Below are 13,693 nucleotides of genomic sequence, written 5' to 3'. Positions count from 1 at the left end.
GGCGGAAACGTTTGTCGCTTTCACTTATTTAACGCCGCTCCTGCATGATGTAACCGGACTAAGTCATGGCGTCATAAATATCCTCTTGATCGCCTATGATATGAAAGTAAGATAAGGGGAAATTCACATGTTTGAGCATCACCGGACTTATCAAAGCAAAGCAGGCAGGTTTGAAACGTTGTTCAATAACGAAATATGGCGGAGCAGGAATCATCCCTGCTCCGCCATTTATTCGGTTTGGTAACCAATAATCTATAATTGTCACTAAATTCAAAATCTGCAGCTCATGTTAGCTAATCATCGAATCTCAGAGCTCAATTTCGCATTTACCGGATAAATCTCCTCTAAATAATTCAAAATATGAATGGCGGAATCCGGCACTTTATCGTAGCCTTGAAGCATATTACCTATCCGACTCGAAAATTGAGGGAACCTTTTTTCTACCCTTCTTTCATTTCCAAACTTATCGGGATAAAAGTCTACCTCCGGCTCTAATAAATACAGCACAGATAGTAATCCGTTAATCGCATAGCTTTCAACAAACCTTGAGGCAGATAACTTCTCTCCCCTTGCGTATCTGCCCATTCCCACATATAGGTTGGTTAGTGCCTCATTTACGACATGGTCTAAGGATGCCGATTTCGTTCCTGGAAAATCGCTTTTTGATGTTAAGATGCTTTCACTATCGTAAGAAGGATGCTTCCAAACGATTCTTACTCCGGAATAGGAAGCGCTCTCTAACTCCAATTCTTCAAATATTGCAAATTCTCCGTAAATGCTATCCTCAAACATGATCTTATATCCAATATCACAATTTTTAAAGGAATAAGCTAAAGGGTGAGTTTCCTCCAGCCAGTCTAATTGATCTATAAATCGCTGTTTGTAACCCGCCGAAACGATAACAAAGAAATCAAGATCAGAATACTTGTCGATTCGATCCGTCTCCATTCCCACAGAGCCAAGTCCTAATAACGCAAGCGTTCCTTCTTTTTTTTCAAGCACTTTTCCTATTTCATCGAGCCTTTGCAGCAAAATATCTTTTCTTTGCATAAACAGCCTCCTCCATATAATGTCATAACGGCATTCCCATGAATGCAAAAAGGGCTCAACCCTGCATGAATGCGAGGTTGAACCCAAAGGTTACATTGCCTATTAATTAAGATCAAAGTTACAGCCTTACTTCCTTGCCGAGCCGCGCAGATTCATAAATCGCCGACAATATTTGAATCATATGCACGCCGTGTTCAGGCCGGATGATCGGCTCGGCGCGCCGCTGCACGACGTCCACAAAATGATTGATGTTGCTTGTATGATCCGATATCTGCTCCTCCGGAAAACGCGGAATAATATCGACCAGCGTACCTTCTATTTCCGAGAAAATCTTTAAATCCCCATCTTTGAAGCTTGCGCCCGATTTTGTACCCCGCAGCTCATAGAACTTGGTCTCCTCTTCGATGTTGGAAGCCCAGCTGAACTCGATCTGCAAGGAGGCGCCGTTATCAAACCGGATAAAACCGCTCGCCAAATCTTCGACGTCGAAGGTGCCGCCGCTTTTCTCATCCGCATTTGCGAATTTGTTGTAGGCTGCTCCGACGACCGCTACCGGCTTCGGATTGCCCATCAGCCATATGACTACGTCGATAAGATGAACGCCGAGGTCGATAAGCGGTCCTCCCCCGGACAATTCCTTGGTGGTGAACCATCCGCCCCTGCCCGGAATGCCGCGGCGGCGGATCCATCCGCATCTCCCGGTATAGATTTCTCCCATATGTCCCGCATCCACATATTTCTTCATAAACTGAGAAGCCGGATTAAACCGGTTGTTGCGCATGACCATCAACACTTTACCACTCTCTGCAGCGGCATCCTCCATCTTCTGCGCTTCCTCCGGATTCACCGCATCCGGCTTCTCGCAAAAAACATGCTTATCCGCCTTCAGCGCCGCAATGGAAACCTCAGAGTGCAGCACGTTAGGGGTACAAATATCGATAATATCAATTTCATCCAATGCCAACAGCTCTCGGTAATCTGAAAAAACATACGGCACATTATGCTCTTGAGCGAATGCTTCCGCTGCCGATTTAACCGGATCACTGATGGCGACGATTTCTATTTCAGGATGAGCCAGCCATGCTGGCGCATGAGCGTGTTTAAAGATGCCTCCGGCACCAACGATGCCAAGCTTTAATTTTTTCGTCATAATCAGCGTCCCTTCTTCAATTCCTCAATGCCTTCAGTATAGAAAATCGAAGCCGGCCTTGAAATGCCGGATCCTGCCCCCTTTTTATTCAAAAATGTCATTCCTTTAATTTTCGTCCATAAAAAGACCGTAAAAACAGCATAAATGATCCACCCTGCATTTCCAAATATGATGCTATCTAAAAAGCGCTGGGCTTTTACCCGAAGGAGAAACCCCTTTAGAAATACATAATAGCCCTTCCTCATTCATACCTTTTTATTATTAACCAAAAGGGCGTGAAAACCTTGAGGATCTATGTTGCCCAATCCGGAGAAACCCTTCTTACCCTTGCAAAAAAATATAACATCGAGCCGACGGAACTCATTACCCTAAATCCGCACATTGCAATCACGGATAGCAGCATTGGGGGGCAGAGTGTCTATCTTCCTTCTCATTCTGCTACTCCTACTCCTTCTCTTTCTGATACAGATATGGATGCTTATCAAGAAATTCCATATTGTCCTCCAAGCGGGCTGCAGCCCCTCCATGAATGGATCCCGCTGACACCGCTCGATCAAATGGCCCAAACGGAATACGATGTGCTTATCGTCGGCTCCGGCGCAGGCGGCGGAGCCGTTCTCTGGAGATTATGCGAAAAGTGGAAAGACAGCGGGCTAAAGATTGGCGTGGTAGAGGCTGGAGGGCTCGTTCTGCCGAGCCATGTAAATGGTATACCAACGCTCGGAAGTATACGTAAAGAGCGGTATATAGCAGGCCATAAATTACCGTATCCCGCAATCGAAAATCCGGTCGCATTCCCGATGGTCAAACAAGTTCTTGCGCTTGGCGGAAAAACTATATTTTGGGGGCTGGTTAGCCCGCGCTTCCCGCCTTCCGCGTTCGCCTTTTGGCCGGTGTCATATGAAGAAATGAATCCTTATTACAACCTCGCTGAACAAATGATGGAAGTGAGTTCGGATTTCTATGACGATTCAACCGCTCAGCAGCTGCTGTTCAAACGTCTGCAGGAAAACGGATTTCCAAATGTAATCCCGTATCCGTATGCCGTTTATACGAAATCATCGAAATACGGCAAAGTTTTCTCCAATCCTTTTTTCAGCTCCATGACTTTTTTTGCTTATGCGTTAAATCTTCGCAGCTTCGACGTCGCCATAAACGCCCGTTGTGTCCGCATTCATGCGGATAAAAACATCGTTACCGGAGTCACCGTCATGGATCCGGCTCTGAGAGCCTATCACATCAAAGCGAAAAAGGTCGTTTTAGCTGCGAGCACGCTGGAAAACCCGAGGCTTCTTCTCTATTCCGGCATACCGGGCAGAGCGATTGGACATTATTTGACGGATCATTCGTTTATCGTTGCCGCCGGTAAGGTAAGCCGCAAGGAATTTACGGAAATACCCGGAATTGTCGGCCTGCTCACTCCTGCTTCGGAGCGCGAGCCATTCCAAATTCAGATGAGCGGAGGAAACGCCGGGACAATTTCTTATCAACAGTATGAAAATATCCCGGTGCAGGAAGATCTTACGATGTCTATATTGGGATTCGGCGAGGTAGAGCCCCGCTATGAAAACAAAGTCGTGCTTGATCCGGCCAGAGAAGACCGGTACGGCGTTCCGTTCATCAAAATCGATTTCTCTTACAGCGAACGTGACTTAGCGGTCATTAGCCGGATGGCGGCGACTTTGAAACGCTTTGCCGCAGCTGCGGGAGTTGCTCTGCAAAGCGAGCCGGGCAAATCTAAAATCTGTGCGGTCCGGCCCGGGGGAAGCATTCATGAGGCCGGCACCTGCCGTATGGGGAATGATCCTTCAACATCCGTAACGAACCGATTCGGTCAGGTGCACGGCATCTCCGGCTTATATGTAGCAGACAACAGCATATTCCCGACGGTTAGCGGAACCAACCCTGTTCTAACCATCGTTGCGCTGGCGATTCGAACGGCCGATTATATCGCCTGGCAGCAAAATAACGAATAATGAAACAAACCGAACAGATCGCCGGCAGGCACTGTTCGGTTTGTTTGCATGGCTTCTCTATACGTTACAAGTGCATGTATAAGCGGAATAGTTAACAGGAAAAACTCCCGTTAATTTCCTCCAATTCTCTCTGCAGTACCATTTAACTGGAATTTCTCCCTATAATCCGGAGAAATTCACCCTTCTACAGGCTAAATCACTAAATTAGATGGAGAAATTCCTTATAAATCAAGCACAAGCCTGCTCGCAAGCAAATTACATGGAGTTTTTCCTGTTATCTGAAGTGAACCAGATTGCTCTACTGCCGCTCTCTTACTCCTTCGGCATTTGACTCATATCCATATACAGCACATTCCACCGATGGCCATCCAAATCAGCGAAGCCGGCGCCGTACATCCAGCCCTGGCCTCCAGGCTCGCTAAAGACTGTGCCTCCTGCCTTTACCGCCTTCCTTACCATTTCATCTACTTCTTCCCTGCTTTCCGCATCAATGGAAAGTAACACTTCAGTGGCTTGCTTCGTATCTGTAATTTCATTTCTCGTAAATTTTTTAAACGTGGACTCCGGAAACAGCATCACGATAACATTTTTATCTCCGATAAGTAACCCTGCCGCTTCATCGCTGTTTTCATGCCGCGGATGAAATGAAAATCCGAGTTTGGTGAAAAACTCTTTCGACTTATTGAGATCTTTTACCGGCAGATTTATCCAAAATTCTTTTGCCACCGCTATCTCTCCTTTTCATGAGCATCCATTTTTTAACGCCCTTATCATCGATAGTAACATAAAAAATGAGCCAAGGTTTCTTCTGGCTTGCTCAATTTATGAAAGCTGCTTCTACGGAAATAATCGTTTGAAATGGCATGGCTTCTCTAGCAAATTGTACTTAGCTTGGCTAGGCGCGCAAAAAAAAGAAAAATCCTGATCATAGAGATCAGGATTTTTAGGATTTTTAAGTGTGCCTATGTTCTACACCCGCTAGCAGCAGCCAAGTATTTGTTCCAAGGAGAGCTCGGCTGTACTGCCGTATACAAGGTCCGCATGACGTAACGATTCCTTCGGGCCGATGGCTACCGCAAACATTCCTGCGCCTTTGATCGCAGTAACTCCGGCTACCGCATCCTCAACCCCAATGCAAGCGTCGGCTTCCACCTTCAACAGGCTGGCGGCCGTCATAAAAATTTCAGGATGTGGCTTGCCCTGCTTGATCGTCTTAGAATCTACAATAATATCAAACTGCCCCATCAGGCCAAGCGATTCTACGACTGTAAATGCATTTTTGCTTGCGGATGCGATCCCCGTTTTCAGACCGCGCTCTTTAATCTCGGCAATGAAGGCCAGTATCCCGGGTAAAACATCCGCAGGATTAATCCGCTGAATCAAGGTTAGGTAATACTCGTTTTTCTTATCCGCTAGAGCTTCCTTCTCTTCTTCGGTAAAATCCTGTTCTCTTCCCCCGTGTGCCAAAATTTTTTCCAGGGAGTCCGTCCGGGACACTCCTTTTAATTCCTCGTTAAATGCCCGTGAAAAGGGAATGTTCAGCTCTTCGGCCAACACCTTCCACGCCTCGAAATGATATTCGGCCGTATCCGTAATAACACCGTCTAAATCAAATATAATCGCTTGAACCGGCTTATTCATCCGTTTTGAATCCTCCTTATACAACGGCTTTGTTGATCAAAGCCGATTTCAGTATCCGATTATGCTGCAGCGTAATCTCTTCACCGTACAGTTTCATCGTTAATTCATCGCCCTCTACCAACGTCAGGCTTAGGTACTCCTGGTTAATCTCGATGGAAAGCTGTACCCCCTGATACTTAAGACGGAATGCATAGCCCTTCCATTTGGACGGTATGGCTGGCGCCAGCGACAATCCGGTTTCTTTCAAGCGAAGACCGGCAAAGCCATAAACAATGGACATCCATGTGCCGCCCATGTTGGCCATATGAAGCCCGTCTTTTGTATTCCCATGCGTATTATCGAGATCAAGCCGTGCGGTTTCGATAAAATAATCGTAAGCTTTTTGTTCATATCTGACCTTCGAGGCCATAATGCTGAAGATGCAGGAAGAAAGTGACGAATCATGCGTCGTAATATTTTCGTAGTAGTCGAATGAATTGCGAATGGTTTCCAGATCCTGCTCATCCTCCAACAGGAAGTGGGCCAACACCGCATCCGCTTGTTTGCATACTTGATAACGATAGAGCGTTAATGGGTGATAATGCAGAAGCAAGGGATGATGATCTGCCGGCGTATTTTCGAAATCCCAGACTGCTTTTTCCAGGAATGTGTCGTCCTGCGGATTAATGTTGAGCTTCTCGTCGTATGGCAGGAACATCAATTGTGCCGCCTTCTCCCATACGGAAGCTTCTTCGTCCGTCACCTGCAAACGCGCGCTGAGCTCATTCAAGACATTCCGGTCGGTTTCTGCGAGTAAACGATAGGCTTTAGCGGCCCATTTTAAATTGTGCTTGGCCATAACATTGGTATAGAAATTGTTGTTTACGACACACGTATATTCATCGGGACCGGTGACGTTGGCAATTTTAAATTTACCGTCGTGATAATGTCCCGTATCCATCCATAGACGCGCGGTTTCAAATAACAGCTCGGCACCGTAATTTTGCATGAAATCATAATCTTTAGTAGATAAATAATATTGCACGTAGCTATAGGCAATATCGGCGCTAATATGATACTGGGCTGTCCCCGACGGGAAAAACGAAGAGCATTCCGTTCCGGAAATCGTACGCCAAGGAAATAACGCTCCCTTCTTATGCCCCATTTCTTTGGCACGCGCTCTGGCCTGGTCCAGCGTGGAATAGCGGTAAATAAGCAGCTGCCTTGCCATATCCGGTTTGGTCATTAGAAAGACCGGGAACATATAAATTTCCGTATCCCAGAAATAATGGCCTTCATAACCTTCTCCGGAAAGCCCTTTAGCGGAAATATTGCTGTATTCATCCCTGCCGGCCGACTGCAGCAAATGATACAGGTTAAAGCGAATGCCCTCCTGTAGGCTGTCGTCACCGTCGATCTTTACGTCGGCGGCTGCCCAGAAATCGTCCAAATAGTCCTTCTGCTCTGCAAGCAGGCCTTCGAAGGAGAGGCCGCTGAATGTTTCATGTATGCCAATCGCTTTTTCTACGAGCGCTTCCTTATGCCGCAAGCTATCTGTGTATACATTCCACTTTGTCATTTGCACCGTTTCGGACAGATGAAATTCAAATACCGTTTCAACCCTATCACCGATCGTCTGCGTGTTGACGGCCGGGCTTCCGCTGACCGCATGCCGGCTTACGCAGGCCGTCTGCAAGCCGGATGTATAAGTGCCGTTAACCGCAAAGGAATAGCCGCTCTTGCAGCCAACCTCTTCTACATGAAGCCGCTTGGCATGTCCCGATGCAACGCGGGGATCATTGGGATCGGCAAAATTGGATACGTCTCCGTTCACGGTAGAAACAACTTTGATGCGGCCGGCAAAATTTACCGGTTCGATTTGAAGATCAATCGCAAATAATTCTCTGCATGTAAAAGAGGCCAGACGGCGGAAATGAAGTTTGACTTCCTTTCCAAGCGGCGACCTCCAATGGATGATTCTTTCGGAATAACCGCGATCGAGATGGAGATGACGTTGGTAAGAAAGTACTTCGCCTTCGAATAAAGAAAACGGCTCTTCTTCTTCTCCAAAGTAGATCAGAATCGTTTGAGCATCCATGATATTAACCAGCTTTTGCTGCGTTTCAGGAAACGCGAACAGTTTTTCCCCATAAGGGATCGAAATGATATCGTGAAACGCATTTTGATAAGTTCCGCGGATCGAAAGCATATCGCTTTGATACCCTTCTTCAAAATTGCCCCGTACGCCAAGATAGCCGTTTCCTAATGCAAATAAACTTTCCAAATTCACCAGGGCTTTCGGCGACAGCTCGTTATTCGTTAATGTCCACGCCATCGTTATTACCTCCCGATCATCGTTTTTATTGGCCACACATTTTTTGAAAAGCTTTTCAAATATCATTATTGCTAAAACCGTATTTCTTGTAAAGTGTTTTTGTTTTTATTTTTATTTTTCATGGCAAGTCGATTATAATTAATAAGAATGAACGAAGAACAAACCGGAAAAGAGGGACGCAGGGGTGACCCCAACGATTCATGATGTAGCGGATATGGCGAAGGTGTCCATTTCGACAGTATCGCGTGTAGTAAATAATCCGTTATCCGTCCGCAAAGAGAAAAGAGAGCGTGTTTTGCAGGCCATACAAGAGCTTAGCTACGAGCCGAATCCTTTCGCCTCCGGTCTCCGCGATAAACGGTCGATGACCATTGTGGCTATGATCCCGGATATAACCAATCCTTTTTACGCGGAGTTATTCCGCGGGATCGAGGATATGGCCAGAGCGAAGAAGAACAATGTGATTATTTGCAACACGGATGAGAATGAAATCCGTTTTTTGGAATATATGGCCTATTTCAAAAAGAAAAAGATCGACGGGATGATCTTCGCGAGCGGTCCCATCACCAAAACCTATTTTGAAAGCTTTGATAACTTGAAAATTCCGGTCGTGCTGGTGGCTACCCAAAGCGAGGAGTTTAACCTGCCGTTCGTTAAGGTGAATGATTTCCAAGCCAGTTATGATGCCGCTTGTTTTCTGATCAAAAACGGCCACAAATCTATCGGCATGATCAGCGCCGACATCAATGACCCCATTGCCGGAAAACCGAGATGGGAAGGCTTTCGAAATGCAATGCTTGATCATCAGCTCCCGTTTGACAAGAACCAGGTTGTGTTTGGTGACTTGCATTTTGACAGCGGCTATGAGGCGATGCGTAAATTATACGGGTTGATGCCTGAAATCACCGCCGTTTTCGCAGCAAGCGATACGATGGCTCTGGGAGCCATGGCCTTCTTGCAGCGCAGAGGCATAGATGTTCCGAGACAAATTTCAGTCATCGGCTTTGACAATTTAAATTTGTCCCGCATGGTGACTCCCGCTTTGACAACCGTTTCGCAGCCGATCTACCAGATGGGGAAGGAATCGACGGATTTGCTGTACCAGTGGATTGAGACCGGGCAAAAACCGGACAAAAGCTTGCTGCTCGAGCATCAAATCATCGTAAGGGATACAGTATGGAACCGGAACTAAACCGAAATCTGCCCACATATTTCGGTTTTTTTATGCTGCAAAAAACGGTCCGGCATCGTTAGGACTTAGATTAAAGTTTTTTTTATTGACTGATTCTTCTTTTATCTTATATAATCCAATTAGCATTTTTTGAAAAGCTTTTCAAAAATTAAACAAAGCAAACGTTTTCAAAAAAATCATCTGAAAAGGAGATGCTATTGATGTCGGCTTTACGGAAGCTTCCCGCCTTAATTCTAATTTCTTTCACTATGTTTCTTTTGGGTGGTATTTCCAGCACCAAGGGAATTATTTTGGAGGAAGTCAAACGCGATATCGGCCTGGATATGAGCCAATTTGGACTTGTCGTTTTTATTTTTCAGTGGGGATTTGTGATCGCGAGCTTGATTACCGGCTACTATACCGATAAACGCGGTTTGAAGCTAATGACTATCGTCGGCTCCGTCATCATGGGGATTGGTATGCTTGGTACCGGTTTAGCCCCTACCGTTATGTTTTTCCTGGGATTTTATTTGATTGTCGGATTCGGTCTTGGCGCAATGACCGTAGCTTCCAATGCGGTTGTGCCCGCCTTGTATCCCCATAAGCAAGGGATGATGTTTAATCTCTCCATGGGGGTTTACGGCATCGGCATGTTTGTAACGCCGATCGTCCTCAACGCGATGTTCTCAGCAGGTCTTTCTTGGCGCATGTTCTACATCGGAATTACCGTCCTTCTTATCGCATTCATAGCGTATACCTCGAAGATCAATTTAAACGAAGGAAAGGCCGCCAAAATTAATATCAGCGCCTTTGTGGCCATGCTTAAAAACAATCAATTCGTCCTTGTTATGATGTTCTTGGTTTTCTATGTATCTGCAGAAGTGGCCTTTATGAACTTCTTCCCTAGTTATTTGCAGTCTCTAAATTTAAATGGCGCCTCAGCCGAAGAGAAAAAGGCTTTGGTTGCTACCATCATTTCCATATTCTCAATCTTGTTCACCATCGGTCGATTGGTTGGCGGGTTTATAAGCGGTTTCATCGGTGAAAAGAAAACGCTTATCGTCTTCTCCGGTCTAGCCGTTATCGTATTAACCTTAAGCAAGCTTTTTACGAATGATTTGATCTACATGTTTGCGGCTGCCGGATTCTTTTTCTCCGTCCTGTTCCCTACCGCTACGGGTCTTTGCACCAAGCAATCCGAAACCGGAGGCTCGGCGCTCGGTCTTGTTTATGTAGCGGCCGGAATCGGAGGCGCTTTCTCCGGGTGGCTTGTAGGCGCCGTATCCGAATCATTCGGACCTTCTCAAGGCTTTATGCTGCCGATCGTTTTCCTGGTCTGTTTATTCTTCATCTCTCTGGCGCTTAAGGATAGGCCAAATCAACAGTCCAAGGTTATAGTTAAAGAGGCTGCTTAGCAGTAAACGGTGAGGAGCTTCTACTGAAAAAGCCGCTAAACACTTGGAGATCCTTGTGTTTAGCGGCTTTTCGATCTTCACCTAAGCTTGCGCTAGATGGTGTAGGAAGCTACTCTAATAATTGGGACTGTTTGGTATTGAAGCGCATTTCGATTTGTTTCCGCAGTATCCATGAACGCAGTGCAATCATTTGATTTGGACTTAAATCCTTAAAGTCGCACCCAAAAAACTTGCTATCTTTATGTTCCCTTTTATGAACAACCTCTAAAATACATGATATAGGCGTATCTAACTGAATGATTATCGAAAGTAAAGAGTTTGTTGGGATCGGTAAGTTTGAGCTAAAGCCAATCCCTCCTTGGCTAATATCATGGATCTCTACCGGCAACTCCTGTTGACTCTTTTGATCGCTGTTCCCATCATCATTTATCAAATGAATCGTCCCCGAAATAGTAACCTTAAGACGGGGAAATTTCCTCCTCTTTAGGAACTGACTATAAATATCAGACGGGAATAAAAGAAAAAGCTCTTTAAACCCTTGTGCGATAACTGACGTATCAAAAAAAAACATGCCTTCAGGCGTATAGATGGTTACTTTTACAACATCTCCCGGAGCAAAATATTTAGATTGGGGGAATTCGATTTCAAACACTTCTCCTTCGGCAAAGCTAACCTTACCCGAGTGTAAATTCTTAGTACCTTCTAGAGTCACGAAACAACCTACTAAAGAATCTTCATTCAACAACGGCACAATTTTGTAGTTTTTCATAACTTCCCCACTTCCATGTAAATTAGAACTTACCAATCAATGAATCGTTTCTATCATCTGAGTATCGGGAAGCTAAACGGTTCGCCCATTCTATTAAATCTGAGAAGCAACTCAACATCCTGCAAAAAGTTTTTATAAAATCGCCTGTGGTTAGCAAGCATCAAAAATTCATCTCTTCTGGAGTTTTCCATAATGAAACTTTCGGAATACCATTATTTAGTTTTCGACAAAAATAGACATGAGTAAAATTTTTCCAATCGACAATTTACCTCATTATTATACACTATACACCGATTACATGCGCCATAGAAGATTTACTCACATTTCACTTCTTGTCGACTTTTGCATTATACTTGCGTCAAAAGACTCTTTTGTTTATTTATAAATGGGTCTGCGGGATGGAAAAAACATTCGATAAAGGCAACCCTTTTGAAAGAAAGGTATGCAAAGCTATGGGCCCATCTCTAAGATTTAAGATCGGATTATAAACATGGCTAAAGAGTAAATTTATAATCATTAAAAAACCGCTAACTGCTTGAGAATGAACTGTGACCCATAAGAAGGACACTTTGAAAAAAGTGCCCCTCTTATGGGTTTTTTGTGTTTTAATCAGAGTATTGGTGAGGGAGCGGGATAAGAATATGCCACTGATATAGAGGAGACCATACAAATCATCTAAACCATTGTCTATTCCCAGAAAANATATCCGATCCCACGATTCGCAACTGAACTGTGACCCATAAGAAGGACACTTTGAAAAAAGTGCCCCTCTTATGGGTTTTTTGTGTTTTAATCAGAGTATTGGTGAGGGAGCGGGATAAGAATATGGGAAATTTAAATCGTACGTTATTCACAGAAGAGAACATGAGGAGATTAGAAACGAATCCGAATGTGCAGCATGTTTCGGAGACGAATATTACCTATACGCCTGAATTTAAGCTAGCTGCAGTAAAGGCCTATGAAGAAGGAGAAACACCTGCAGAGATATTCATTAAGGCTGGTTTTGACCTGGATCTCATTGGTCACAAAAAGCCCAAGGATAGTTTAAAACGCTGGCGTGATACGTACGCCAAGTACGGAGAGACGGGAATCAAGGAAGAGCGGCGAGGTAAAGGCAGCACCGGACGAAAGCCGACGGGTGATTTGTCTGCAGAAGAAGAATTGAAAAGAGCGAGAGCCAAGATCAAGCTGCTGGAAGCCGAGGTAGACTTTCTAAAAAAGCTCGAGGCGCTCGAACGGCAGAAAAGGAAACGTTAACGCCCTCCGAGCGCTACGAGATTATCAATCACACAATACGATCGCATGGGCTAAAACGTATGACGCGCTATCTCTGTGCTATCGCGGCAGTGAGCTCAAGTGGCTACTACAGGTGGCTGGAAGCTGAGCAGTATCGGCAACTTCGTGCAACGGCTGACGAATGCGACTTCATTCTCATCAAGCAGCACTTCGACGCTCTGCGGGGTAAAGCTGGTGCACTGGTGATCAAGATGCGTCTTGAACAAATCAGCGGCGTTACTATGAATCACAAGAAGATCCGCCGCCTTATGCGCAAGTTCAATCTCGTTGCGGTGATACGCCAAGCAAATCCGTACCGTAAGATGGCTAAGGCAACTCATGAGCATCAGACCTGCCCGAACCTTCTGAAGCGTCAGTTTGACCAAGGCGAGCCGGAGAAAGTATTCCTTACCGACATCACTTATCTGCGGTATGGAGGCGATCAATGGGCCTATTTTTCGTGTGTGAAGGACGGTTCAACCAGACAAATTCTTGCCGAATACGTCGCTTCTACACTGGAGCTACCGCTCGTCGAACAAACGATTCAACGCTTGTTGGAACGGCTTGACGGAAATATACATCCCGAAGCCATCTTTCACTCCGATCAGGGCATGCACTACACGCACCCCAAAACACGGCTGAAAATTAAGAAGGCCGGTTTTAAGCAATCCATGTCGCGTAAAGGTAACTGCTGGGACAATGCTTCGATGGAATCGTTCTTTGGACATATGAAAGATGAGGTTGATTTTAAGGATTGTCAGACCCTCAAGGAGGTAAGGGCACGTGTAGCTGACTACATAGCCTACTACAACTCGGAGCGGTATCAGTGGACGTTAAAAAAGATGACCCCCGACGAATTCAGAGGTCATCTCCTTGCTAGTTAAGCCTAGGGCTGTTTGTTATAAACCGTCCACAAATAGGGTCACAGTTCA

General features: G+C 45.3%; 11 protein-coding genes. 4 read left to right on the top strand and 7 right to left on the bottom strand.

The window, feature by feature from the left end; genetic code table 11:
- Positions 1 to 58: 58 nt before the first annotated feature.
- The 3 genes from ASG81_RS31585 to ASG81_RS03930 all read right to left on the bottom strand — a co-directional run bounded on the left by ASG81_RS31585 (position 59) and on the right by ASG81_RS03930 (position 2,200).
- Entirely contained in the window at positions 59 to 274 is a 216-nt protein-coding gene (locus ASG81_RS31585) for a hypothetical protein (RefSeq protein WP_162254991.1), read from the bottom strand.
- A 23-nt stretch (positions 275 to 297) separates the two neighbouring features.
- Positions 298 to 1,050, bottom strand: a complete 753-nt coding sequence (locus ASG81_RS03935; RefSeq protein ID WP_056629436.1) for a hypothetical protein — start codon at positions 1,048 to 1,050, stop codon at positions 298 to 300.
- A gap of 118 nt (positions 1,051 to 1,168) precedes the next feature.
- Complete coding sequence (locus ASG81_RS03930; protein WP_056629434.1) at positions 1,169 to 2,200, bottom strand: Gfo/Idh/MocA family protein; 1,032 nt, start codon at positions 2,198 to 2,200, stop codon at positions 1,169 to 1,171.
- 284 nt (positions 2,201 to 2,484) lie between these two features.
- On the opposite strand from ASG81_RS03930, the gene ASG81_RS03920 reads away from it, so the two are divergent.
- Positions 2,485 to 4,176 (top strand): GMC oxidoreductase, encoded by a 1,692-nt coding sequence (locus ASG81_RS03920; protein WP_081417120.1) that lies wholly within the window; start codon positions 2,485 to 2,487, stop codon positions 4,174 to 4,176.
- A gap of 312 nt (positions 4,177 to 4,488) precedes the next feature.
- On the opposite strand, the gene ASG81_RS03915 is transcribed toward ASG81_RS03920, so the two are convergent.
- The 3 genes from ASG81_RS03915 to ASG81_RS03905 form a co-directional block, all read right to left on the bottom strand.
- Positions 4,489 to 4,902, bottom strand: a complete 414-nt coding sequence (locus ASG81_RS03915; RefSeq protein WP_056629428.1) for a VOC family protein — start codon at positions 4,900 to 4,902, stop codon at positions 4,489 to 4,491.
- Between the two features lie 252 nt (positions 4,903 to 5,154).
- Positions 5,155 to 5,817, bottom strand: a complete 663-nt coding sequence (pgmB, locus tag ASG81_RS03910; RefSeq protein WP_056629426.1) for a beta-phosphoglucomutase — start codon at positions 5,815 to 5,817, stop codon at positions 5,155 to 5,157.
- 16 nt (positions 5,818 to 5,833) lie between these two features.
- A complete protein-coding gene (locus tag ASG81_RS03905) occupies positions 5,834 to 8,131 on the bottom strand; it encodes a glycoside hydrolase family 65 protein (protein ID WP_056629424.1) in 2,298 nt (765 codons plus the stop codon).
- A gap of 184 nt (positions 8,132 to 8,315) precedes the next feature.
- Here ASG81_RS03905 and ASG81_RS03900 point away from each other — a divergent pair, with 184 nt between their 5' ends.
- Together ASG81_RS03900 and ASG81_RS03895 are read left to right on the top strand one after the other, a co-directional pair.
- Positions 8,316 to 9,323 (top strand): LacI family DNA-binding transcriptional regulator, encoded by a 1,008-nt coding sequence (locus ASG81_RS03900; protein ID WP_081417119.1) that lies wholly within the window; start codon positions 8,316 to 8,318, stop codon positions 9,321 to 9,323.
- A 200-nt stretch (positions 9,324 to 9,523) separates the two neighbouring features.
- Positions 9,524 to 10,717 (top strand): MFS transporter, encoded by a 1,194-nt coding sequence (locus tag ASG81_RS03895; RefSeq protein ID WP_056629422.1) that lies wholly within the window; start codon positions 9,524 to 9,526, stop codon positions 10,715 to 10,717.
- 109 nt (positions 10,718 to 10,826) lie between these two features.
- Here the strand turns inward: ASG81_RS03895 and ASG81_RS03890 are convergent, their stop codons facing one another.
- On the bottom strand, positions 10,827 to 11,486 hold the full coding sequence (locus ASG81_RS03890) for a flagellar brake protein (protein WP_056629420.1): 660 nt from the start codon (positions 11,484 to 11,486) through the stop codon (positions 10,827 to 10,829).
- Between the two features lie 825 nt (positions 11,487 to 12,311).
- Here ASG81_RS03890 and ASG81_RS29590 point away from each other — a divergent pair.
- Positions 12,312 to 13,645 (top strand): IS3 family transposase gene (locus ASG81_RS29590; protein WP_155971189.1). Its coding sequence is split into 2 segments (ribosomal slippage): positions 12,312 to 12,693 and positions 12,693 to 13,645, totalling 1,335 coding nucleotides; the frame shifts between segments, so codons are not numbered across the junction.
- The last annotated feature ends 48 nt before the right edge of the window (positions 13,646 to 13,693 follow it).

The sequence above is a fragment of the Paenibacillus sp. Soil522 genome, assembly GCF_001428245.1.
Classification (GTDB): Bacteria; Bacillota; Bacilli; order Paenibacillales; family Paenibacillaceae; genus Pristimantibacillus.
Note: the sequence above shows the minus strand (reverse complement) of the source record. Positions and strands in the feature narration are given on the sequence as shown.